Source organism: Sorangium aterium, assembly GCF_028368935.1.
Taxonomy (GTDB): domain Bacteria; phylum Myxococcota_A; class Polyangia; order Polyangiales; family Polyangiaceae; genus Sorangium; species Sorangium atrum.
The window spans coordinates 1,207,195-1,229,085 of sequence record NZ_JAQNDK010000004.1 but is presented as its reverse complement, the minus strand read 5'-3'; the positions used below and the strand labels follow the sequence as shown (position 1 = coordinate 1,229,085).

General features: G+C 71.1%; 20 protein-coding genes. 6 read left to right on the top strand and 14 right to left on the bottom strand.

Annotated elements, in window-relative coordinates:
* Positions 1-483: 483 nt before the first annotated feature.
* The 8 genes from POL72_RS36040 to bfr form a co-directional block, all read right to left on the bottom strand.
* A complete protein-coding gene (locus POL72_RS36040; protein ID WP_272101345.1) occupies positions 484-888 on the bottom strand; it encodes a cobalamin B12-binding domain-containing protein in 405 nt (134 codons plus the stop codon).
* 97 nt (positions 889-985) lie between these two features.
* Positions 986-3,091: a GYF domain-containing protein gene (locus POL72_RS36035; RefSeq protein ID WP_272101344.1), complete on the bottom strand. Its 2,106-nt coding sequence runs from the start codon at positions 3,089-3,091 to the stop codon at positions 986-988.
* A gap of 71 nt (positions 3,092-3,162) precedes the next feature.
* Positions 3,163-4,863, bottom strand: coding sequence for a response regulator (locus tag POL72_RS36030; protein ID WP_272101343.1), 1,701 nt, complete (start codon positions 4,861-4,863; stop codon positions 3,163-3,165).
* 323 nt (positions 4,864-5,186) lie between these two features.
* Positions 5,187-6,353 (bottom strand): tRNA guanosine(34) transglycosylase Tgt, encoded by a 1,167-nt coding sequence (gene tgt, locus POL72_RS36025; protein WP_272101342.1) that lies wholly within the window; start codon positions 6,351-6,353, stop codon positions 5,187-5,189.
* The gene (queA, locus tag POL72_RS36020) at positions 6,350-7,474 is read right to left on the bottom strand and encodes a tRNA preQ1(34) S-adenosylmethionine ribosyltransferase-isomerase QueA (RefSeq protein WP_272101341.1); all 1,125 of its coding nucleotides are present in this window, start codon (positions 7,472-7,474) and stop codon (positions 6,350-6,352) included. The genes tgt and queA overlap by 4 nt, the downstream gene beginning before the upstream one ends.
* A 9-nt stretch (positions 7,475-7,483) precedes the next feature.
* Entirely contained in the window at positions 7,484-7,891 is a 408-nt protein-coding gene (locus tag POL72_RS36015; RefSeq protein ID WP_272101340.1) for a response regulator, read from the bottom strand.
* A 396-nt stretch (positions 7,892-8,287) separates the two neighbouring features.
* Positions 8,288-9,643, bottom strand: coding sequence for a sigma-54-dependent transcriptional regulator (locus POL72_RS36010; RefSeq protein ID WP_272101339.1), 1,356 nt, complete (start codon positions 9,641-9,643; stop codon positions 8,288-8,290).
* 211 nt (positions 9,644-9,854) lie between these two features.
* The gene (bfr, locus tag POL72_RS36005; protein ID WP_272101338.1) at positions 9,855-10,325 is read right to left on the bottom strand and encodes a bacterioferritin; all 471 of its coding nucleotides are present in this window, start codon (positions 10,323-10,325) and stop codon (positions 9,855-9,857) included.
* Between the two features lie 140 nt (positions 10,326-10,465).
* On the opposite strand from bfr, the gene POL72_RS52175 reads away from it, so the two are divergent.
* A complete protein-coding gene (locus POL72_RS52175; protein WP_437800286.1) occupies positions 10,466-10,843 on the top strand; it encodes a hypothetical protein in 378 nt (125 codons plus the stop codon).
* Positions 10,844-11,095: 252 nt separating this feature from the next.
* On the opposite strand, the gene POL72_RS35995 is transcribed toward POL72_RS52175, so the two are convergent.
* Positions 11,096-11,860: an SDR family oxidoreductase gene (locus POL72_RS35995; protein ID WP_272101337.1), complete on the bottom strand. Its 765-nt coding sequence runs from the start codon at positions 11,858-11,860 to the stop codon at positions 11,096-11,098.
* 199 nt (positions 11,861-12,059) lie between these two features.
* On the opposite strand from POL72_RS35995, the gene POL72_RS35990 reads away from it, so the two are divergent.
* A complete protein-coding gene (locus tag POL72_RS35990; protein WP_272101336.1) occupies positions 12,060-12,479 on the top strand; it encodes a hypothetical protein in 420 nt (139 codons plus the stop codon).
* Positions 12,480-12,507: 28 nt separating this feature from the next.
* On the opposite strand, the gene POL72_RS35985 is transcribed toward POL72_RS35990, so the two are convergent.
* The 3 genes from POL72_RS35985 to POL72_RS35975 form a co-directional block, all read right to left on the bottom strand.
* Positions 12,508-13,176: a sigma-70 family RNA polymerase sigma factor gene (locus tag POL72_RS35985; protein WP_272101335.1), complete on the bottom strand. Its 669-nt coding sequence runs from the start codon at positions 13,174-13,176 to the stop codon at positions 12,508-12,510.
* Between the two features lie 2 nt (positions 13,177-13,178).
* Entirely contained in the window at positions 13,179-13,421 is a 243-nt protein-coding gene (locus POL72_RS35980; RefSeq protein ID WP_272101334.1) for a hypothetical protein, read from the bottom strand.
* Positions 13,422-13,486: 65 nt separating this feature from the next.
* Positions 13,487-14,005, bottom strand: coding sequence for a hypothetical protein (locus tag POL72_RS35975; RefSeq protein WP_272101333.1), 519 nt, complete (start codon positions 14,003-14,005; stop codon positions 13,487-13,489).
* 202 nt (positions 14,006-14,207) lie between these two features.
* Between POL72_RS35975 and ftsH the strand changes: the two genes are divergently transcribed.
* The gene (ftsH, locus tag POL72_RS35970; protein WP_272101332.1) at positions 14,208-16,031 is read left to right on the top strand and encodes an ATP-dependent zinc metalloprotease FtsH; all 1,824 of its coding nucleotides are present in this window, start codon (positions 14,208-14,210) and stop codon (positions 16,029-16,031) included.
* A gap of 9 nt (positions 16,032-16,040) precedes the next feature.
* On the opposite strand, the gene lepB is transcribed toward ftsH, so the two are convergent.
* Positions 16,041-16,793: a signal peptidase I gene (gene lepB, locus POL72_RS35965; RefSeq protein WP_272101331.1), complete on the bottom strand. Its 753-nt coding sequence runs from the start codon at positions 16,791-16,793 to the stop codon at positions 16,041-16,043.
* Positions 16,794-16,924: 131 nt separating this feature from the next.
* On the opposite strand from lepB, the gene POL72_RS35960 reads away from it, so the two are divergent.
* The 3 genes from POL72_RS35960 to POL72_RS35950 all read left to right on the top strand — a co-directional run bounded on the left by POL72_RS35960 (position 16,925) and on the right by POL72_RS35950 (position 21,167).
* On the top strand, positions 16,925-17,668 hold the full coding sequence (locus tag POL72_RS35960; protein ID WP_272101329.1) for a shikimate dehydrogenase: 744 nt from the start codon (positions 16,925-16,927) through the stop codon (positions 17,666-17,668).
* A gap of 178 nt (positions 17,669-17,846) precedes the next feature.
* A complete protein-coding gene (locus POL72_RS35955; protein ID WP_272101328.1) occupies positions 17,847-18,890 on the top strand; it encodes an arginine N-succinyltransferase in 1,044 nt (347 codons plus the stop codon).
* 195 nt (positions 18,891-19,085) lie between these two features.
* Entirely contained in the window at positions 19,086-21,167 is a 2,082-nt protein-coding gene (locus POL72_RS35950) for a GMC family oxidoreductase (protein WP_272101326.1), read from the top strand.
* Here POL72_RS35950 and POL72_RS35945 read toward each other — a convergent pair.
* Positions 21,156-21,890, bottom strand: coding sequence for an ABC transporter ATP-binding protein (locus POL72_RS35945; protein WP_272101325.1), 735 nt, complete (start codon positions 21,888-21,890; stop codon positions 21,156-21,158). The two genes, POL72_RS35950 and POL72_RS35945, sit on opposite strands and share 12 nt — an antisense overlap.
* Between the last annotated feature and the right edge of the window lies 1 nt (position 21,891).

The window sequence follows — 21,891 nt, the reverse complement described above, 5'->3', positions numbered from 1 at the left end:
GGGCGCACGCCGCGTCGTGACATTCTCTGCCACTTCTTCCCACGAAGCTCCGCCACGCTACGGAGTGAGGTGCCGAGTGTCAACAGTTTGGGAGATTTCTGGACCTCATCCACCACCTATGTAGGACATATGCCCTCAAGGTCGCACCCAGAAAAACAGCGTGATTTATCGACAAATCGTCCCCGAGCAGGTCCGTGGGAGGAAGTGGGGAGCCGCTGGGAGGTGGGCTGGAACGCGTCCGGCGGACGCTGGCAAGACGGAAAGCAGGCAAGGCGGATCGCCGCCGTTGGGCACGTCGATTCGCAGCCGGACGAACGGGTGCGTATCCGGGTTACCGGACGGGCTCAGCGAGCCCTTTGCCGGGGGGAAGCCCGGTGGGGAGGAGCGCGGTGGCCTGGGGAGGAGGAGCGCGGTGGCCCGACCGTGGTGGCCCAGCGGGAGGAGCGCGGTGGGGGAGAGTGGGGAGGAGCGACGCGGCGGCGGTCAGCCGTGGGGGGTCACGTTGGTCTGGACCCACTCCACGATGCTCTTGAGGGTGGTCCCGGGGGTGAAGACGCCCTTCACGCCGGCGTGCTGGAGCCGCGCGATGTCCTCATCCGGGATGATGCCCCCACCGAACACCACGATGTCCTCGGCCCCGTGGTTGCGGAGCGCTTCGATCACCGCGGGGAAGAGGGTGTTGTGCGCTCCGGACATGATCGACAGCCCCACGGCGTCGACGTCCTCCTGCACGGCGGCGGAGGCGATCATGTCGGGGGTCTGGTGCAGGCCCGTGTAGACCACCTCGAACCCCGCATCGCGGAGTGCCCTGGCGACCACCTTCGCGCCGCGGTCGTGGCCGTCCAGGCCGGGCTTCGCCACGAGGATTCGGACTTTGCGCTCTGCCATGAGCGCGTCGATTACCGTCTGCCTGAGCAGACGTAAAGCCAAGCGCCCGCTCGAGCGGCCTTCGCTCCGCGGGTGTGTCCCTGCCGAGCAGCGGGCCCTACTGCGCGGCGAAGACGAACGGAATGGTCACGGGGGTGGAACCCGAGGAAGGAGGGAACCGCCAGGACTTGATCCGGGAGGCGATACAGCTCGACAGGCCGGGGTAATCCTTCTCCGACCCGCCGGCCGAGACGGACTGGACGGCGCCCGAGGCGGCGATGACCACCGAAGCGGAGACCCTCGCGGTGCTGGCCGCGTTGCTGGCGCGCGCGTCGAGGGCGGGCTGCCAGCAGTGGCGCCGGACGCTGGGGCGGTTCGACTCGACGACGCCGGAGATCTCCCCCTGGGAGAGCGGGCTCAAGCCGGCGCCGGCCCCCTGGCTCCCCGGTCCTGACGAGGGGCCTGGGACCCCAGCGCCGAACCCGGACCGGTCGAACTGGGCAGAGGCAGAGGCCGGCGGAGCGGCCGGCTTGTCAGGAGGAGGGCGCTGGCTCGCGACGCCGCCCGCCTTGCCCGTCGAAGCGACCTCTGGACGGGCGGAGGCCGTCTCGGCTGGCGCAGGCGCGTCTGGCTCGACGCTCGGCGGTGGCGGCGGGGCCGCCGTGGGCAAATCCGCCGGCTGGCTCTGCGGCGGGGGGGCGGTCACGACCTGCACGGGCTGCGGCTTCGGGGAGAGCAGGACGAACGCGGAGACGCCACCGAACGCCGCTGCCATGGCGATGAAGGCGTAAGCGAGCGGGCTCATGCCCGACCGCCGCCTTGGCGCGACCGTCTCCACCAGGCTGCCAGGCGTGGCCACCAGAGGCGCGGGCTCCGCCGCGGCGAGGGCCCCTGCCGGCGCGGCGGACGAGGCCCCCGCGGTCAGCCTTCCGCCCGCGGGCGCCGCCGCGGCGAGCGACCCGCCGGCGGCCAGGCCGCCGGCCCCACGAGCGAGCTCGGTCGAGGCGGACGCGGGCAGCTCGGGTCCGGGCGCGAACGCGACGGGGGCCGTTCGATCGGCCGCGAAGGGATCGGCGAGCACCTCCACCGGCGCAGCGCCCGCGGCGTGGGTCCGCACGGCGCCTGTCGGCGCGCCTGGCCATGCGGCCGGCGCGCTCGCGGCTGGCACCCCCGGCGTGACGCGCGCGACGGACGCAACGGACGTAGCTGACGCGACAGGCGCGGGCAGCGGCGTCGATGCACCGGGCATCCCCGCCGCGGTGAAGGCGGCGACGGCCGGCGCCTGCTCGTTCAGGCCAGGAGGCTCCGGCTCGCGCGTCGCCGGGCGCGCGGGCGCGGCCCCTGCGAGCGCAGGGATCCTCGACGAGGAGGGCGCCTTCGCCGACGGAGACGCCTGCGGCTGACCGACAGAGGAGCCCGTGGTGCTGATGCGGCGCGCGGGCGGAGACAGACGGGTGGACTGAGCCTGCGTGACGATCTCGAGCAGCTCCGGGAAGTTCTTGAGGGGCAGCCACTCATCGAAGCCCTCGCGCCAGACGAGCGACTCGCCGTCCACCGCGCCGGCAAGCGCCTTGTCGCGAATGACCGAGAGGCGCACCGGGCCGAGCGGGACGCCGCCGACCCCGACGTACCAGTCCTCGCTCGCCGTGGCGCGCACGGCCGGCGCCTTCCCGAGCGGGCGGTCATTGGACATCGCGCGCGTGAACGCGCCGGCGGCCCCCGCCGGGGGCGCGGGCTCCGCCGCCCTGGCGGCAGGCGCAGGGGAACGCGCCGGCGCTGCGGGCGCCGGCTGCACGGCCCGGGCCGCAGGGGCCGCCTGCGGCGCGGTCGCCGGACGCGGGCTCGACGCCGGTCCGGGGACGGCGCGCGGCGCGACCGGAGGTCGAGGAGCGCCCGCCGGGCGCGGCAGGGCCTGGGATGTCGGCCGGGGCGGCGCCGGCGCGGCGCCCTGGCCCAGCGACGAAGCCGGCGGCGGCTTCAACGGGCTCGCCGCCCCCGCGTCCGCCGCCGGCGCCTCGTCGCTCGGAGGGGCGACGTGCGCATCGTCGCCCGCCTCGCGCGGCGGCTCGACGGGGAGAGCACGCGCCACGGAGCTCTCGGTGACGCTCGCGCTGACCTGAATGAGGTGCCCGCATCGCCGGCACTGCATCCGCACCATCTTGCCGGCGACCTTCTCGTCGCCGATCTGGTACTTGGCCTTGCAGTTATCGCAGATGAATTTCATCCAGGGACGCGCCTGCCGGTGGAATGGCGCAGTCTACGACAGCTTGGCCCCAGACGACATGGGGTAGGCGGTCAGAGCAGCCCGAGCAAGTGCTCCTTGATCGATTGCCGCGTCGGGTCATCGGGGGCGACGCCCAGCGCGCGCTCCCAGGTCTCGATGGCTTTGTTGCGAAACCCGGCCTTCTGATAGAGCACGGCGAGGTTCTTCAGCGCGGGGAAGTGCTTGCCGTTGATGTGCAGCGCCGTCTCCAGCTCCTGGATGGCGTCGTAGAGCTGCCCCTGCTTGCCGTAGAGCAGGCCGAGGTGGAAGTGCAGCCGGTACGCGAGCGGGTCGATCGCCGTGCCCTCGCGCAGGTGCCGCACGGCCTTGTCGAAATCGCCCGCGCGATACGCCGCGATCCCCGCGGCGAGGAGGCGCTCCGCCTCCGCCGAGATCCGGTCCTGATCGCCGCGGATCGAGCGCGCCTGGAGCGCGTTCTCCACGGCGGCGACGACATCGGCGACGCGGAAGGGCTTCTCGATGTAGGCCTCGACGCCGTAGCTCGACTTCAGGTCCTCCGCGAACCGCCACCCGCGGTAGACGGCCGAGATCATGATGATCGGGATGTGGCCGTAGCGCTGGGTGCCCTTCATGCGGCGGGCGATGTCGAAGCCGTGCACCTCCGGCAGCATGGCGTCGAGGATCATCACGTCGGGCGGATTCTCCTTGACCATGCGCAGCGCGAGGAGCCCGCGATCGGCCTCCTCCACGCGGTACCCGCGCTCCTCGAAGATGCGACGGAGCAGCTTCCGGATCTCCGGCTCGTCGTCGACGACCAGGATCGTCGTCTGATCGCCCTGCGGCGCCTTGCCTGCGCCCGGGAGCGACTCGACGACGGACAGATCGCGGTCTGCGGTGCCGAAATCCGTGTCCGTGAGCTCGTCGGCCGCCGCCGCCCTCCGCATGGCGTCGTCGACGACGAGCGGCGGCCCCGCCGAGGAGAGGCGGGCCGGCGACGTGGCAGCAGGCGGGCTCGGCTCGTCGGTGAGATCCGCGAACGAGATCTCCGCGTCGTCACGCGGGCGCTCCGGCGCGGACCGCGGCGGCGGCGGGGCGGCGCTGGGAGCAGGCGCCGCAGGGGCCTGGGCCACCGGGGCCTGGGCCGCCGTCGCCGGGGGCACGGCGGACGCAGGTCGGCGCGGCGCAGGCTGTGCAGGCTGTGCAGGCTGTGCAGGGGCGGGCGGGGGCGCGGGCGGCGCCTCGGAAGCGGACGACGTGGTGGAGCCGAGCCCGGCCCGCTTCAGCACCTCGGGCGGGCACTTGGCGCCCACGTAGAACGGCTCGCCCTGCTCCTTCATGTCGTAGGCGGCCGCGATGGTCCGCACGAGGGGGCCCGCGAGCGCGATGTACGGGAAGACGCGCTTGCCGGTCACGAACTCGAGCTCGTCGATCACCTTCTTGTCGGCGGGCGCGGCCATGGCCACGAGGATGCGATCCTCGCGCACGAGCACGGGAAGGAGCTTGTGCTTGGCGGCGATCTCGCGGGGGAGGATGGAGAGGTCGCTCAGCTTGATGCAGACCTGGTTGAGATCGATGCCAGGAACGCCGCTCTGCTCGGAGAGGGCCTTCAGCGCAGCGACCTCGGAGACGGTGCCGCTCTCGATGAGGTTCGTGGCGAGGGGCACCCCCTTCGCGCGCGCATCGAGGAGCGCCTGTTCGAGCTGGGGCTGGGTGACCGCCCTCTGCTGCAGGAGGATGCGTCCGAGCGGCTTCTTGTTGGCGTCTTGCGTCATTCCGCGGGCCGAGTTCGAAGGCTAATGGACGAGGAATGCGCGGGCAAGCACGCGACCCGCGCGCGAAGTCGGCCGTCCGACCGACACGACCGGCTCGGGCCCGTGCGCCGGCGGCTCGGGCATACGGCCGGGTCGAGCGCGGCCAGAACGCCGCCCGATGCGCGCGGATCCGAGCGCGCGTCCCGGCGCCAGAGGCGAGAGCTCACCATCCGCCCATGGTACTCCGGAACCCTCCCGGCAGCGCAGGCGATGCGCCCGCGGCGCGAAGGCGCCCTCTGCGCCCGCTCCGTGCGCATCGAAGCGGCCATGGCGACGATGTAGGGTCACTCGGTCGACTCGGTCGTGTCCGCTGTATCGTTCGCGCCGTTTGCCTTGCCGGCGTCGCTCGCGCCGATCCACGCGCGAGCGAACGCCGCGTACCTCCCCTCGGCGATCGCCGCGCGCGCCTCTCGCATCAGGCGGCCATAGAGGTGGAGGTTGTGCTCCGTCAGCAGGCGCAGCACCAGGATCTCGCCGGCCATGTAGAGGTGCCTCAGGTACGCGCGGCTGTATCCGCCGGCGCAGGTCGGGCAAGCGCAGGTCGGATCGAGCGGCGAACGATCTTCTTTGTAGCGGGCCTGTTTGATGACGATCTTGCCGTGCTGCGTGAGCGCCTGCCCGTTCCGCGCGTTCCGGGTGGGGAGCACGCAGTCGAACATGTCGACCCCGGCGCCGATGGCGTGCACGAGGTCGAGCGGCGTCCCCACGCCCATGAGGTAGCGGGGGCGCGTCGGGTCGAGGTGCGGCGCGATCTGCGCGACCACCTCGTGCATCATCGCGATCGGCTCGCCCACGGAGAAGCCGCCCAGGGCGAGCCCGTCGAACGGCAACGCGCCGAGCTCATCGGCGTGCGCCGTGCGCAGCGCGACCGAGGTGCCGCCCTGCACGATGCCGAAGAGCGCCTGGCTCGGGCGCTTCGCGGCGAGGCAGCGCTTCCCCCAGCGCGTCGTCAGGCGACACGCCTCCTCGACCTCTGCGCGCGGCGCGCCGCCCGGCGGGCACACGTCGAGCTGCATCGCGATGTCGGCCCCGAGCAGCCCCTGCACCTCCATCGCGACCTCGGGCGTGAGCGTCTTGCGGGCGCCGTCGAGGTGCGATCGGAACACGAAGCCGTCCTCGATGAGGGTGCGCCGCTCGGCGAGCGAGAAGGCCTGGAAGCCCCCGGAGTCCGTGAGCATCGCGTGCGGCCAGCGGGTGAACGCGTGCAGGCCGCCGAGCTGCGCGACGAGCTCGGGGCCAGGGCGGAGCCACAGGTGGTACGTGTTGCCGAGGACGATCCTCGCGCCGGTCGCGGCCACCTCGGAGGGCGTCAACGTCTTCACGCTGCCCTGGGTGCCGACCGGCATGAACGTCGGGGTCAGCACGTCGCCGTGCGGCGTGGAGAGCACGCCCGTCCGGGCATTCCCGTCCCTCGCGAGCTCGGAGAAGGAGAAACCAGGCGTCCGGCTCATGGCGCGTCCACCCCGCGGATCAGCATGGCGTCACCATACGAGTAGAAGCGGTAGCCGGCGTCGATCGCCGCGCGGTACGCGAGGAGCGTGCGCTCGCGGCCGGCGAAGGCGAACACCAGCGCGAGCAGCGTCGAGCGCGGCAGGTGGAAGTTGGTCAGCAGGGCGTCGACGACGCGGAACCGATAGCCCGGCTGGATGAGGAGGCGCGTCTCCCCGGACTGCGCCCGCACGAGGCCTGCGCGGGCCGGATCGGCGGCCGTCTCGAGCGCGCGCACCACGGTGGTGCCGATCGCGATCACCGGCGCGCCGCGATCGCGCGCCGCCGCGATCGCGCCCGCGGTCGCGTCCGGGATCGAGTAGACCTCCGCGTGCATCGGGTGCAGGTCGAGATCGTCGGCCGTGACCGGCTGGAACGTACCGAGGCCGACGTGCAGCGTGACGCTCGCGATCTCGACCCCGTTCGCGCGCAGCCGCTCGACGAGGCCGGGTGAGAGGTGGAGGCCCGCCGTGGGCGCGGCGACCGCCCCTGGGACCCGGGCGAAGATGGTCTGGTACCGCTCGCGATCGGACGCGTCGTCGCCGCGGCCGAGGTAGGGCGGGAGCGGGACGTGCCCGTACGCGTCGATCGCAGCGGCGACGGACAGCCCCGCGGTCGAGGAGAGCTGCACCGTGAGCACGCCGTCCTCGGCGCGCTCCAGCACCTCCGCGACAAGCGCGCCGTCGCGCTCGAGATCGAGCACCGATCCGGGGCGTATCGGCTTGGAGGCGCGCCCCATCGCTCGCCAGCGCTCGGACCGCGGCGCGCTCCCCTGCGGCCCTCCGCCGAGGTCCTCCGCGCCGGCCGGGGCCCCGTCCAGCCGGTGCAGCAGGAAGAGCTCGACCTGCCCGCCTGTGCCGCGCTTCCTCCCGAACAGACGAGCGGGGACGACCTTCGTGTCGTTGACGATGACGAGCGCGCCGCGCTCGATGTGCCGGTCGAGATCGCGGATCGCCGCGTGCTCGACCTCGCCCGCTCCGCGGCCCCGATCGATGAGGAGGAGCCTCGCTCCGTCGCGCTCCTCGGGGGGCCGCGAAGCGATCAGCGCTTCAGGGAGTTCGTAGTCGAGCAGCTCGCAGCGCACGCCGCGCTACTAGCACGACGCGGGCGCGAGCACGCTCGTCTTGGCGCGGAGGAAGCGACAGATCTCGCCCACCTGATAAGGCTTGGGGACGAAGGCCACCGCGCCGCAGTCGGCGCGCTCGACCTGGCGCGCGGAGAGGTGATAGGCGCTGGAGAGCACGACCCGCACCCTCGGGAATGCATGCCGGATGTGCCGCGCCAGCTCGAGGCCGTTCAGGTCCGGCATCATCAGGTCGATCATCGCCACGTCGACCGGAGACGAGCCGAGGGTGAACATCGCATCCTGGAACGAGGCGGCGAACACGACCTCGAACCCCTCGACGCTTAGCCCTGCCGAAAGAGCGCGACGCTGGGAATTCTCACCGTCCACGATCAGCATGCGGGCCATTAAGCGTCCTCCTGCGGCGATCGCCGCCATTCAATACGCCTATCTGTCTAGCAATCGTCGGGCCAAGTTCCCGAATCGACGCGTTGCGGTTGCCGACGCTAAAGTGAAACAGAAGAGCACAGTCTACATCGGGCGCCTCATTGCACTAAGGCAAATCCCGACGCTGCATCATTGCAAAGATGCAATCTCGCGTAGGCTAGCTCCCCCGATTCACTGCTGAGTCAGGTGGTTTGCTCCGATCGAGAGGCCGCTTCCCTACGACCCGAACGGAGGAATGCAGGCTGAGCTCGACGGGCAGCAGGGCGCGGTGCCGGGGGAGCACGACCCATCGAGCGCGGTCCGCCTGAGGTCGCTGTGTGCCGTGGGAGCGGGCTGCTGAGCCCGGCTGGGCAGGCGATGGAAGGCGCTCGGCTGTTCGGCGCCGTTTCAGCCCGGGGGATACGTGATCGCCAGGCGGGTCATCTTGCGCCACAGCGTGGTCGCGCTGATCCCGAGCACCTCGGCGGCGCGTTCCCGGCTGCCGTCGCACTCCCGCAGCGCGGCCTCGATCGCCTGGCGCTCGGCGCAGTCGACGACGTCGGCGAGCAGCCTGCCGCCGGCTTCTGGCGCGCGCTTCGGCTGCACCGCGGCGGGCAGCACGTCGTCGACGCTGATGACGCCGCCGCCCGAGAGGGCCACCGCTTGCTCGACCATGTTCTCGAGCTCGCGGATGTTGCCGGGGAAGTCGTACTGCGTCAGCGCCTCGACGACGCCGTCGGCGGCGCGGGCGCGGCAGCTCATCTTGCGGTTGTACTTCTCCAGGAAGAACTCCCAGAGGATCGGGATGTCCTCGCGACGCGAGCGGAGCGGCGGGAGCACGAAGCGCGCGACGTTCAGCCGGTAATAGAGGTCCTGGCGGAACCGCTTCTCCGACACCGCGGTCAGGAGCTCCTGGTTCGTCGCGGCGATGATGCGCACGTCGACGTTGATGGGTTTGTTCTCGCCTACCCTCCGGATCTCGTTCTCCTGGATCGCGCGGAGCAGCTTCGCCTGGAAGGTGAGCGGGGTCTCGGCGATCTCGTCGAAGAAGAACGTGCCCCCGTCGGCCTCCTCGAACAGCCCTTTCCTCGCCGAGATCGCGCCCGTGAACGAGCCCCGCGCGTGGCCGAACAGCTCGCTCTCGAGGAGCGTCTCGCTGATGGCGGCGCAGTTCACCGGCACGAACGGGCGGTCGGCGCGCTTGCTGTTGGCGTGGATGGCCTTGGCGACGAGCTCCTTGCCGGTGCCGCTCTCGCCGGTGATGAGCACCGTCGCGTCGGTCGGCGCGACCTTGACGATCCGGCCGAGCACCTCGCGGACCGCCTGCGAGCGGCCGACGATGTTCTCGAACCGGTAGCGCTCCTTGAACTCGCTGGCGAGCAGCTGCACCTCTCCGGTGAGCTTGCGGTTCTGGATCGCGCGCTCTGCCTTCACGAGGAGCTCCTGCTCCGAGAAGGGCTTCTGGATGTAGTCGAACGCGCCGAGCCGCATCGCCTCCACCGCGCTCTCGATGGTGCCGTACGCGGTCATCACGATGACCTCCGTGTTCGCGTTCGACTCCTTCACCGCGCGCAGGACGCCGATCCCGTCGAAGCCGCCCATCCGGAGGTCGGTGAGCACGACGTCGTACGCCCCCTTGGCGCCCAGATCGGCGCCCTGGCTGCCGTCCGCCGCTTCATCGACCTCGTACCCGGCGCCACGCAGCATCATCGCGAGCGTGGTCCGCATGTTCCGCTGGTCATCGACGACAAGAATCTTCGACATGGATTTCCCCCGCCGCGCTCATCCTTCTCCGGGGGACGAGCGCGGCGCGACGATCACGACCGACGTACCGCGCTGGCGCGTAAGCGCGCGAGCACGGTCGTCCGCGGCGCCTTGGACATGCGTCCATAGCATCGTACGTCAAGCACGACCTCCGCCGCCAGAAGGGTGCACGAGGGATGCCCTCTGCGCGAGGGGCGTCCCCCACCCTCCCCTACTCGCGGATCTGCTGGGCGAGGTAGGCTGTCTCGCCGAGCTTCTCGATCAGCCCGATCTGTGTCTCGAGCCAGTCGATGTGCTCCTCCTCGGACTCGAGGATCCTGGCCAGGAGCTCCTCGCTGGTGCGATCGCCCCTGTCGCGGCAGAGCGCGATCGAGGAGTTGAGCCGCTTGACCGCGTTGTACTCGAGATCGAGGTCGCTCTTGAGCTGCTCCGGCACGCTCTGCCCGATGTGCAGGGTGTCCAGGCGCTGCAGGTTGGGCAGCCCGTCCAGGAAGAGGATGCGCTCGATGATCGCATCGGCGTGCTTCATCTCGTCGATCGACTCGGCGCGCCCGCGCGCAGCGAGCGTGACGAAGCCCCAGTGCGAGCACATCTTCGCGTGCAGAAAATACTGGTTGATCGCGACGAGCTCTGCTGCAAGCACCTCGTTCAACGCATCAACGACGTCTTTTGCACCCTTCATCGAATCCCTCTCGCGCTCATGCCTGTCGTGCTGGCCCCGCCCCTGTTGGGCGGGGGGACGCTGACTGGAGCGCCAGCGCCCCGCACAAATGCGCAAGGTCCGTGGAGGTGCGCAAGAAGTTTCTAAGGAAATAGGCGGCGATGCCGTCGCTCCCGACGGAAACCAAGGCGTTCAGCGTGTTGCCGGCCAGTCCGGAGAATCAAGCTGCGCTGGAGACCGGCGCCATCACCAGGCGGCGCGGCGTCGAGGCCCCGTCGCGCTCACCGACAAGCTCGGCGATCGTCGACCGACAGGAGCCACAGCGCGTGCCGGCGCCCGTGCACTCCATCACCTGCGAAACAGAGCAGGCGCCCTCACTCATCGCTTCGCGAATCTCTCGATCACAGACGCCCATGCAGAGGCAGACGTACATGCAGAACCCCGGCTACGGAACGGGTGGGATTGATATTGAACATAGCTTTCAATATCGAAGCGTCAAGGGGAATGTCGCCTGGGCGGATTGTCGAGTCGGCACGTGATCCGAAATCGCCTTGGATCGAGCCAGAAGCGCTCGATCCATCGCGCCGAGCAGCGCTCGGCCGGTCGAGCGCGCGAGCGCGCCGAGCAACGCTCGGTGAGTCGAGCGCCGCAGGAGCTCCGGGAAGAGGGATCGGGCAGGGATGGAGCCGGTCAGACCGGCGGAAGATGACGCCGCGCGAGCGCGGGCTGGCGGGCGAGGAGGCGAGGCGCGAACGCCCGCCCACCGCGGAGCGATCGGCCGCGCGAAGGCGTCACATCGTGAGGCCGCCGTCGACGTCGATGCAGCGGCCGTTGAAGTACTCGCACTCGATCACGAAGCGCACGGCCTGCCAGATGTCCTCGGGCACGCCGATGCGGCCCACAGGGATCATGGCGACCAAGGCGTCGCGCGCCTTCTGGTGCATGCCCTGCGTCATGGGCGTCTCGATCATGCCGGGCGCAACGGCGCCGACGCGGATGCCGAACGGCGCGAACTCGAGCGCCCAGGTCTTCGTGTTCGCCGCGAGCGCGCTCTTCGCGGCGGTGTAGCTCGACTGGCCGCGGTTGCCGTGGCGCGCGATGGAGCTGATGTTGACGATGACGCCCTTCTGCTCGGTCTCGATCATCTTCGCGACGACCTCGCGGACCATGAGCGTGGCCCCCGTCAGGTTGACATCGATGACGGCCTGCCACTGCGCCGCGCTCAGCTTGACGACCGCGCCGGTCTGCCGGTCCTTCTTGACCAGCAGGCCGTCCCGCAGGATGCCCGCGTTGTTCACGAGGCCGTTCAGGCCGCCCATCGCCTCGTGCGCGAAGCGGACGAACGCCTCCACCTCCGCCTCCACCGCCACGTTGACCGCCCGCGCGTGGATCTTGCCGGCGAGCCCCTTGCTCGCCTCGACGAGCGACGCGAGCCCCTCCTCGTTCATGTCGCCGGCGGCGACCTGGCCCCCGAGCTCCGCGAGCCGCAGCGCATAGTGGCGACCCAGCCCCTGGGCAGCACCTGTGACGACGAACTTCGTGTCCTCGAGTCGCATGATCGCACTCCTCCAGGGATCGCTCCCGATCACCGTGTCGAGCGCGCCGTCTACCACGACACAGCCGCGAGGCGGCGGACGACGTCGCAACGCGCAACCAACGCCCGCGACCCCCGCCCGGCGTGCAGGGCCCCGCGTAACGCGGGCGACCCGCGCGACCGCCGCTTGCGCCGGGTGGCATCGATGTTATTCAGCGCCCATGAGGTCGATCGCGCTCGCCGCCGTGTGCGCCGGCATCCTGACGCTCGCGCCTGCATGTGACCGCACCCCCCCGGTGCCCGAGACCTCCGATCCGACGGGCAAGGATCTGGTGATCGGCGCCGTGGTCGCGGCCGCCGAGCAGAGCGGAGGGCTCCGCATCTACAAGATCGTCGAGGTGGAAGAGCTGCCCGCGCCGTTCGGGTCAGATCTGCACATGATCGCCTACGATCCGAAGGCGCAGAGCTTCCAGGAGGCCGCGGAGCTCCGTCGCAGGGGGAAGCTGACCGTCGCGAAGGACCACATGACGGTCCGGCTCGTGTATTTCCTGCCGCGCGACCACCGGGTGATCAGCAACGAGCCGGTCAGCGACGAGGAGCGGGCCCCGTATCTCCGCTCGTTGCAGAGCCGGCAGCGCTGACCGGCATCCGCCAGCGAGCGCCCGCGCCTCAGCGCGCTGTGCGGAGCAGCTCGCCCAGGCGCTCGATGGCCTGGCTGTGCAACCGGCTCGCCCAGCTCTTGCTGATCCCGAGATCCTGCGCGATCTGATCGAAGCGCTCGTCGTCGAAGTAGTGGCGCTCCACGAGGGCGCGCTCGCGCTCCGGGAGCTCGCTCACGGCGTGACGCACGGCCTGCGCGAGCTCGGCGCGAGAGGCGCGCTCCTCCGGGTCGTCCGCGGCGTCGGGGACTGCGGCGACGTCCCCGTGGCTCGAGAGCAGGCCGAGCGCCATCGCGGCCGCGTGGCCTGCGAGCAGATCGCCGAGCCGCGCGGCGTAGGCCTCCTGCGTGGCAGGCGCGTCGGCGTCGTCCTCCGCCCCGCGCCCCTCGGCGAAGCGCGCCGACGCAGCGAGCGCGCTGGCCCGCGCGGCCGCGGAACGCCAGCGCGTCTCCCTCCGGACGCCGTCGAAGATGGCCCACCGGAGCTTCCTCTTGGCGTAGGCCTCGAAGGTGGATCGGCTCGGATCGTGGGTCCGCACGATCTCGAGCAGCGCCGGGTGCCCCAGCGCGACGAGGTCCTCCACCGGGATGCGGCGGCCCAGACGGCGCGCGATGCGCTTCGCGACCAGCTGAAGCAGGTCGAGCCCCTCGGCGAGCAGCCGGTCTTCCGGAGTGCGCACCGCTATCCCGCCTTGGCGCGCCCCGCTGCGCCGAGCACCCCGAACGCCCGCTCGCCGCTCTCGTCGACCTCGCGCGGATGCGCGCGCCGCAGGAGGCGGCTCGCCTCCTCGTCGTGCAGGAGCACCTCCGCGAGCTGCTCGCGCATCCACGCGATCTCGTGCGCGGGCAGGCGCCCCACGTAGGGCGCCACGGCGGCGTCGACCTGAGCGGCGATCCAGGGGTCATCGAGGAGCGAAGCGTCCATGGGTGACGGCCAGTATATCTCCACAGAGCGCGCCGTCATCCGCCGCTCGCCGCATCGCCGAGGCGTCATTGGCCCGGCGGCGAGGCGTTGAGGCAGGCCTCGAACGCCCTGACGGTCCGCGCGTCGAACGCGCACTTGAGCGACCTCGGATCCACGCTCTTGCCGACGTTCTGCTCGCACGACCGCGCGTACTGCTCCCCCAGCGTGGCCGCGACGGCGTCGATCTTCTTCTCGGTCTCGCCCCGCTGCTCCGCCGTGAGCTTGGCGCTGAGCGCCGCGACCTGATCCGAGCGCGTGAGCACCGTGAGCCGCTTGCCGAGCTCCACGCAGTCGCCATGCATCAGCGCATAGTCGTCGGGCACCGAGTCGTCGCGACGCGGCGGCGCCGGCGCGTCGGGCGGGGCGTCTGCCTCCCGCGCCGCGGCGCCCTGGGCGGCATCGTTCGTGGGCTCGGCCGTCGGCGACGGCTCCTCCGGGCGCGCGGGCTCGGGCTGCTCGATCGGAGGCGGCGAGGCCCCTCCGCACCCGAGCAGCGACGTCGACAGCAGACCCGTGACCATGATCAAGAAAAGAGCTCTCCCCATGCAGCGAGGGTTGATCGGCTCGCGCCGGGCGTCCATGCCGCGCCGGGCGCGCTCGGCGCTGCGCGGCGGATCGAGCGACCCCTCGGCCTGCCGCGCTTGCCGCGAAGGTGCACGGGCCGCCTTGGCAGGCTCCGTGCAGGGCGCACCGTGACGACAGGTCGGCCTCACCGACCATGTCGCCTGTCCGTGCGGAGGCGGGAGCATGCGGTCGCTCTGGATTGTTCTCGTCCTGGTGCTCGGCTCGGCGTTGCTGCTTCAGGTGATGGCGGCGTCCGACGGCCGGATCCCGTACGCGCGCTTCCGCTCGCTCGCGGAGAGCGGAGAGCTCGCCGAGATCGAGATCCGGGACGACGTGTACATCGGGCGCGCGGTGCCCGGCCTGAGCGCGCGCGCGCCGCAGAGCTACCGCACGGGGCGCATCGAGCAGACCGAGAAGGATCTGCTCGCCGATCTCGACCGGCGACGGATCCCGTACACGCGCGTCGCGGACGAGCTGGGGTTGCCGCCGTACCTCTGGCTGCTGCTGCCGCTCGCCGGTCTGGTCGCGATGGGCCACCTCGCGTCGCGCCGCGCGGCGACGGCAGGGACCATCTCGGGCGCCGCGACCGCCTTCGGCAAGCACAAGGCGCGGCTCTACGAGGAGCGGGGCGCGATCGCGACGTTCCGCGATGTCGCCGGCAACGCCGAGGCGAAGACGGAGCTCGGCGAGATCGTCGACTTCCTCAAGGCGCCCGAGCGCTACGAGAAGCTCGGCGGGCGGATGCCCAGAGGGGTGCTCCTCGTGGGGCCGCCCGGCACGGGCAAGACGTTGCTCGCTCGGGCGATCGCGGGAGAGGCGAGCGTCCCCTTCTTCAGCGCGAGCGGGTCGGAGTTCGTCGAAATGTTCGTCGGCGTCGGCGCCGCGCGCGTGCGCGACCTCTTCTCCCAGGCACGCGAGAAGGGGCACTGCATCGTGTTCATCGACGAGCTCGATGCGGTCGGCAAGGTGCGCGGCCTCGGCGGCTCCGTCGGCGGACACGACGAGCGGGAGCAGACGCTCAACCAGCTCCTGACCGAGATGGATGGGTTCGACGCGCACACGGCCATGGTCGTGATCGCCGCGACGAACCGCGCCGAGATCCTCGATCCGGCGCTCCTCAGGCCAGGGCGGTTCGACCGCCGGGTGCACATCGACCGGCCCGACCTCGCCGAACGGAAGGAGATCCTCGCGGTGCACGCGAAGAAGGTGGCGCTCGATCCCTGCGCGGATCTCGACGCCGTGGCCGCGCAGACAGCGGGGCTCGTCGGCGCCGACCTCGCGAACATCGTCAATGAGGCGGCGCTGCTCGCGGCGCGACGCGGCGCGGCGGCGGTGGGACACAGCGACCTGGAGGCGGCGATCGAGCGCGGGCTCGCGGGGCTAGAGCGCCGTGGCAGGCGGCTCGGAGCGCGCGAGAAGCTCGTCGTCGCCTACCACGAGGTGGGGCACGCGCTGACGGCCTCGCTGCTGCCGACGCAGGATCCTGTGCGCAAGGTGTCCATCGTGCCGCGGGGGCCGGGCGCGCTCGGGTACACGATCCAGCAGCCGCGCGAGGATCGTTACCTGTGGAGCCGACAGGAGATCCTCGATCGGCTGGTCGTGCTGCTGGGCGGGCGCGTCGCCGAGGAGGAGGCCGTCGGAGACCTGTCGACCGGCGCGCAGGACGATCTGCTCAACGCGACCGAGCTCGCGCGTCGCATGGTCCGCGAGCTCGGGATGGGCCAGGGGGTCGGCCTCTCGGCGCTCGATCCGCGCCGGCCGCTGTCGTTCCTCGGCGAAGCGCAGGGCGCGATGCCGTCCGGCGCAGGGCCGCGCGAGTGCAGCGACGCGACCGCGCGCGCGATCGACGCGGAGGTCGCGCGCATCCTCGCGGACGCGGAGGCGCGGGCGCGCGCGTTGATCCAGGGGCACCGGCCGACGCTCGAGCGCGTCGCCGCCCGGCTCTACGAGGTCGAGACCCTGAGCGGCGATGAGCTCAGGGAGATGGTGGCGAGGAGGGAAACGTAGAGGAGGCGCTCAGTCCACGCTCCGCAGAGCGCGTGACAGATCGAAGCCCGCGGCGTCGTAGTGATAGACGACGCGGAGCACACGGCCGCGCAGGAGCTCTCTCGGCACCGCGCCCATCGCTCGGCTGTCGAGCGACGCGGCGCGGTTGTCGCCCATCACGAAGAGGTGGTCCGGCGGGACGACGACCGGACCGAACGCGTCGAAGTCGGTCTCGCCGGCCGCGTGCGTGACCTGGCCGAGGTGCTCCACCCTCGTGCCGTCCCCGCGCTGCTCTAGCGCTTGCGCCGCGCCGTCGACGTACAGCACGCCTCGCCGGAGCATCACCGTCTGACCGGGGAGCGCGATCACCCGCTTGACGAGGAGGGTGGGGCCGCCGCGCGGATCCGCGAAGAGCACCACGTCGCCGGCGCTCGGCCCGCTGCGCTCGAACAGGTAATGCTCCATGAGCGGGACGCGGAGCCCGTAGGCGACCTTGTCGACGAGGATGCGATCACCCGGGGCGATCGTCGGCCACATCGAGCCGGTGGGCACGTGGTACTGGTCCGCGAGCGTCGAGCGACCCAGCGTGAGGATCGCGAGCGCCGCGAGGAGCTTGAGGAGGCTCCGCCCGAACGGCGCGACCCTCTGGTAGGCGCGCCGCGCGAACGCCCGATCGGATCGAAGCATGAAAAGTCCGGCCTTGTCGGGCTGGAGGCACACCGCCGCGGCCTCCACCGCCGGCTGGGGAACGCTCGGCTCGCTCATCTCTGGCGGGGCTAGCATCCGCGCTCGAGACAAGCCAGCTTCGCTGCATGCACGGCTGCACTTCATCGACTGCACCACTCTCCCAAGCTCTGGGCCGCCTCACACTCTGCGGATCAATGTCGCGTCATCCGGTAACGACAGGGGCCGCCATGCACCTCGCCGGCTACCGCGCGCTGGGACTCGATTTTACCTATATCCCTTTTGCGGTGACCGATGTTGAAGGCGCGACGCGCGGGATGCGCGCGCTCGGGATCCGCGGCCTCGGCGTGTCGATGCCCTACAAGCAGGCGGTAATTCCATTGCTCGACGAGCTCGATCCCGTCGCCGAGCGGATCGGGGCGGTCAACACGATCGTGAACGATGACGGGCGCCTCAGGGGCCACAATACCGACTGGATCGGCGCGGTGCGGGCGCTCGAGGAGGTGACGCAGCTCAGGGGCGCGCGGGTGCTGCTCCTCGGCGCCGGCGGCGCGGCGCGCGCGGTCGCGTTCGGGCTCGCGGAGCGCGGCGCCCGCGTCACGGTGGCGAACCGCGATCTCGAGAAGGCGCGGCAGCTCGCGGCGGCAGTCGGCGGGGCGGCCGCGCCGCTCGACGCAGCGGCGCTCGCGCGCGACCACGGCGTCCTCGTGAACGCCACGTCGCTCGGCATGGCCGAGGTCGATCCGCGAAGCCCTGTCCCGGAGGAGGCGTTGCGGGAAGGTCTCCTGGTGATGGACATCGTGTACAAGCCGATGATCACGGAGCTCGTGGCCGCGGCGCGGCGGCGCGGAGCGACCGCCGTTCACGGCGGGAGGATGCTCCTCCACCAGGCTGCAGAGCAGTTCCGGCTGTACACCGGGCGGGAGCCGCCGCTCGATGCCATGGACGAAGCGCTGCGCGCTCAGCTCGGCTGACGCGTGGAGCCGCCGTTCGGCGCCATGGACGAAGCGCTGCGCGCTCAGCTCGGCTGATGCGCGCGACGTCCCGCGTCAGGCTCGCGCTGTCCGGCCGCGCGACGACCGCCGCTCTGCGCCGTGCTCACAGCCTCCGGAGCAATGGCCAAGGACGGGCGCCACGCGTAGGCTTCCGGCGATGGTCTCGTTCGAGATACGCGCAGCCGTGACCGGCGACGAGGAACAGCTCCTCTATGTCGCGCGCCACCTGAACTCGGTCAACCTGCCGAACAACCGTGACGCAATCCACGAGATCGTCGCCGAGAGCCACAAGAGCTTCAACGGGACGATCCAGGATCCCCGCCTCCGCCAATACGTCTTCGTCCTCGTCGACCTGACGAAGGGCGAGAAGGGCATGATCGTCGGGACGTCGATGATCATCGCGCAGCTCGGCCGGCGCGGCGTCCCCTACATCTTCTTCGACGTGCTCGACGAGGAGAAGTACTCGGCCACGATCGACAAGCACTTCCATCATACGGTGCTGCGCATCGGCTACTCGTACAACGGCCCCACGGAGATCGGCGGGCTCGTGCTCATGCCGGAGTACCGGCAGGGGCCCGAGCGGCTCGGCACGATGATCTCCTATGTTCGCTTCCTCTACATGGCCGCGCGATCCGCGCTGTTCCAGGAGGAGATCCTCGCGGAGCTGATGCCCCCGCTCGAGCCGGATGGGACAAGCCACCTCTGGGAAGCGCTCGGGCGCAAGTTCACCGACATGAGCTATGCCGACGCGGATCTCCTCTCCAAGAAGAACAAGGAGTTCATCAAGGGGCTCTTCCCTGAGGGAACCATCTACGCCTCGCTGCTCCGCGAGGACGCGCAGCGCGTGATCGGCAAGGTCGGATCGCAGACCCGTGGGGTGGAGAAGCTGCTCCGCCGCGTCGGCTTCCGTTACGCCCACAGGGTCGATCCGTTCGACGGAGGGCCGCACTTCACCGCCCGCATGGACGAAATCTCGCTCGTGAGCGATACGCGCCGGGCGAAGGCGGGCCGCCCGTTCACCCCGAGCCCGTCGGATCCGAAGGGCATTCTCGCGATCGAGCGCCCGGACGCCCCTTATTTTCGCGCGGTCTCCGCGAGCCTCCGCGATGAGGGAGAGCTCGGCATGGCGATCGCCGAGGACGCCTGGAAGCACCTCGAGCTTCAGCCTCGCTCGCCGATCTGGGTCCTGCCCATGCCGTGACAGGGTGCCTGCGGCCACGTCCAGCACGCGCGAGATCAGCGGATCAGGCCGCCTGCGCGCCACGTCCAGCACGCGCGAGGCCAGCGGACCAGGCCGCCTGCGCGCCAGGTCCACCAGCGGATCAGGCCGCCTTGCACCTCGACGATTCTGTTGCTACAGAATTAACAGAAGTTTTCACGAGCGGTTCGGAGGACCATGACCCTTGGATTGGACCTCGATTTCGGGCGCTTGCCCGCGCTGGAGCGGACGGAACGCTGGCCCGGGACACCGAGGGAGGATGCCGGCGCGGAGAGGGCCCCCGCGGCAAAGGGCGGCGCGGAGCCCAGGCTTTCCGGGCGGGAGATGCGTATCGCGGCCGCGCTCGCCGAGGCGGCGATGCCGCCCGGCCGCTTCCTCGACGGCGCAGGCGCAGCGACCGCCAGCCGGCTCGCGGCCTGGCTCGGCTCGATCCCGCCGCACCTGGCGCAGGGAGTGCGCGCGGCGCTGTGGGCGATAGAGCTCGCCCCCCTGCCCTTCCGGCTCAGACCGCTGTCGGCACTGCCGCTCGAGGAGCGGATGGAGGTGCTCCGCGGCTTCGAGCAGAGCCGGGCGCGGACGCTGCGCTCGCTGCTCCGCGCCGCGCTCACGCCGCTCAGGTTCGTCCACTACGACCGGCCCGAGATGTTCAAGCACGTCGGCTGCCGCTACGAGCTGCCCACGGTGCGCGACGAGGCGCCCCGCTGGCTCGCGCAGGTGACGGACGGGCGCGAGGTCGAGGAGGACCTGGAGCTCGAGTGCGAGGTCCTCGTGATCGGCACCGGCGCCGGCGGAGCGGCCGCGGCCTACGAGCTCGCATCGCGCGGTCACGCGGTGCTCATGCTCGAGGAGGGCGACTTTCACCGCCGCTCGAGCTTCACCGGACGGCCCGCGCGCGCGTACCGGGAGATGTACCGGGACCACGGGCTCGATATGACGCTCGGCAACGTGAATATCCCCGTGTTCGCGGGGCGCGCCGTCGGAGGGAGCACCGTGATCAACTCCGGTACTTGCTACCGGGCTCCGGAGAGCACCTTTGCGTCGTGGCGAGGCGGCATGGGGCTCCCGGCGGAGTTCTCGTCCAGCGGGCTCGCTCCTTATTACGAGCGCGTCGAGCGCATGCTCCAGGTCGCCCCCGCGGACCCGCTCCACCTCGGGGCGATCGGGCCGATCGTCCGGCGCGGGGCGGAGCGGCTCGGCCTGCGGCACGGGCCGCTCCAGCGCAACGCGCCGGACTGCGATGGACAGGGGATCTGCTGCTTCGGCTGCCCCACGGGGGCCAAGCGCTCGACCGACGTGAGCTACGTGCCCGAGGCGCTGAAGCGGGGCGCGCAGCTCATCACGGCGGCGCGGGTCAGGACGATCGAGCTCGTGGCGGGCCGCGCGCGGGGGGCGACTGCAGTGCTCGGCGGAGATACGAGGGCCGAAGGCAACGGCGACCGCGCGGCGAGCGGCGCACGGCGGCGGCCGCGGCTCGTGGTGAGGGCGGAGGCCGTCGTCGTGGCCGGCGGCGCGCTGATGACGCCGCTGCTCCTGCGCCGGAGCGGAGCGTGCCTGTCGAGCGGCGCGCTGGGAAAGAACCTCTCGATCCACCCGGCCTCGAAGGTGATGGCGCTCTTCGATGAGCGGATCGACCAGTGGCAAGGCATCCCGCAGGGCTACCAGATCGACCACTTCGCCGATGAAGGGCTGATGTTCGAGGGAGGCTCGCTCCCGTTCGACGTCGCCGCGCTGGCCGTGCCCTGGACGGGGCACCGCTACACGGAGCTGATGGAGCGGTACCCGCACCTCGCGACGTTCGGGTTCATGATCAAGGACACGAGCCGCGGCGAGGTGAGGCCGGGGATCGGCGGCACGCCGCTCGTGCTCTACACGATGAACCGGGAGGACGTCGCCAAGATGCAGCGCGGGGTCGAGCTGCTCTGCGAGGTGTTCCTGGCCGCGGGGGCGCGGCGCGTGCTGCCGCTCGTCGCCGGCTGCGACGAGGTGAACGGCCCCGTGGACCTGGAGCGGCTCAAGGCGCGGCAGATCCAGGCGGGCGACCTCGACGTGGCCGCGTTCCACCCGCTCGGGACGTGCCGTATCGGGGTGGATCCGCGGTCGTCGTGCCTCGGCCCGGACCACCAGGCGCACGACGTCGCCGGGCTCTACGTGTGCGATGGAAGCGCGATCCCCTCGTCGCTCGGCGTGAACCCGCAGATGACCATCATGGCCATGTCGCTGCGCGCGGCCGAGCTCCTGAGCGAGCGGCTATCCGGCTGAGCCGTCGCGGTACCCGAGGGCCGCGGCGCGCTCGCTGCCGATGCGATCGCTCTCGATCGTCCCGTCGCGCATGGTCACCACGCGCGGCATCGACTCGGCGAAGCTGAGGTTGTGCGTCACCACCACGATCGTGGTGCCGTGCTTGCGGTTCATCTCGAAGAACAGCTGGTGGATCGAGTCGCTCGTCGCGGTGTCGAGGTTGCCGGTCGGCTCGTCGGCGAGGAGGAGCTTCGGCGACAGGACGAGCGCACGCGCCAGGGCGACGCGCTGCTGCTCGCCGCCCGACAGCTCCCCCGGCCGGTGCGTGGCGCGCGCCGCGAGCCCGACCTCGGCGAGCAGCGAGCGCGCGAGCGGCTCCATCTCGCGGCGGGTCTTCCCCTGGATGAGGCCCGGCATCATCACGTTCTCGACCGCGTTGAACTCCGGCAGCAGGTGGTGGAACTGGAAGACGAAGCCGATCGTCCGGTTCCGGATCGCCGCGAGCCGCGAGCCCGGGAGGCCGGTGAGCTCGTCGTTGCCGAGGCGGATGCGGCCGCTCGTCGGGAGGTCCAGCGTGCCGATGCAGTGGAGGAACGTGCTCTTGCCGGCGCCGGAGGGGCCCACGAACGCCACGACCTCGCCCTGATTGATGACGATGTCGATGCCGCAGAGCACGTGGAGCTCGCGGCCCATGTGAACGAACGTCTTGCGGAGGTCTTCGACGACGACGAGCGGAGTGGACATG

Excerpts from the sequence above, each read along its gene's own strand:
- POL72_RS36040 (WP_272101345.1), bottom strand. The coding sequence starts at position 888 with ATGGCAGAGCGCAAAGTCCGAATCCTCGTGGCGAAGCCCGGCCTGGAC.
- POL72_RS36035 (WP_272101344.1), bottom strand. The coding sequence starts at position 3,091 with ATGAAATTCATCTGCGATAACTGCAAGGCCAAGTACCAGATCGGCGAC.
- POL72_RS36030 (WP_272101343.1), bottom strand. The coding sequence starts at position 4,863 with ATGACGCAAGACGCCAACAAGAAGCCGCTCGGACGCATCCTCCTGCAG.
- tgt (WP_272101342.1), bottom strand. The coding sequence starts at position 6,353 with ATGAGCCGGACGCCTGGTTTCTCCTTCTCCGAGCTCGCGAGGGACGGG.
- POL72_RS36015 (WP_272101340.1), bottom strand. The coding sequence starts at position 7,891 with ATGGCGGCGATCGCCGCAGGAGGACGCTTAATGGCCCGCATGCTGATC.
- POL72_RS36010 (WP_272101339.1), bottom strand. The coding sequence starts at position 9,643 with ATGTCGAAGATTCTTGTCGTCGATGACCAGCGGAACATGCGGACCACG.
- bfr (WP_272101338.1), bottom strand. The coding sequence starts at position 10,325 with ATGAAGGGTGCAAAAGACGTCGTTGATGCGTTGAACGAGGTGCTTGCA.
- POL72_RS52175 (WP_437800286.1), top strand. The coding sequence starts at position 10,466 with ATGCCGTCGCTCCCGACGGAAACCAAGGCGTTCAGCGTGTTGCCGGCC.
- POL72_RS35995 (WP_272101337.1), bottom strand. The coding sequence starts at position 11,860 with ATGCGACTCGAGGACACGAAGTTCGTCGTCACAGGTGCTGCCCAGGGG.
- POL72_RS35990 (WP_272101336.1), top strand. The coding sequence starts at position 12,060 with ATGAGGTCGATCGCGCTCGCCGCCGTGTGCGCCGGCATCCTGACGCTC.
- POL72_RS35980 (WP_272101334.1), bottom strand. The coding sequence starts at position 13,421 with ATGGACGCTTCGCTCCTCGATGACCCCTGGATCGCCGCTCAGGTCGAC.
- POL72_RS35975 (WP_272101333.1), bottom strand. The coding sequence starts at position 14,005 with ATGGGGAGAGCTCTTTTCTTGATCATGGTCACGGGTCTGCTGTCGACG.
- ftsH (WP_272101332.1), top strand. The coding sequence starts at position 14,208 with ATGCGGTCGCTCTGGATTGTTCTCGTCCTGGTGCTCGGCTCGGCGTTG.
- lepB (WP_272101331.1), bottom strand. The coding sequence starts at position 16,793 with ATGCTAGCCCCGCCAGAGATGAGCGAGCCGAGCGTTCCCCAGCCGGCG.
- POL72_RS35960 (WP_272101329.1), top strand. The coding sequence starts at position 16,925 with ATGCACCTCGCCGGCTACCGCGCGCTGGGACTCGATTTTACCTATATC.
- POL72_RS35955 (WP_272101328.1), top strand. The coding sequence starts at position 17,847 with ATGGTCTCGTTCGAGATACGCGCAGCCGTGACCGGCGACGAGGAACAG.
- POL72_RS35950 (WP_272101326.1), top strand. The coding sequence starts at position 19,086 with ATGACCCTTGGATTGGACCTCGATTTCGGGCGCTTGCCCGCGCTGGAG.
- POL72_RS35945 (WP_272101325.1), bottom strand. The coding sequence starts at position 21,890 with ATGTCCACTCCGCTCGTCGTCGTCGAAGACCTCCGCAAGACGTTCGTT.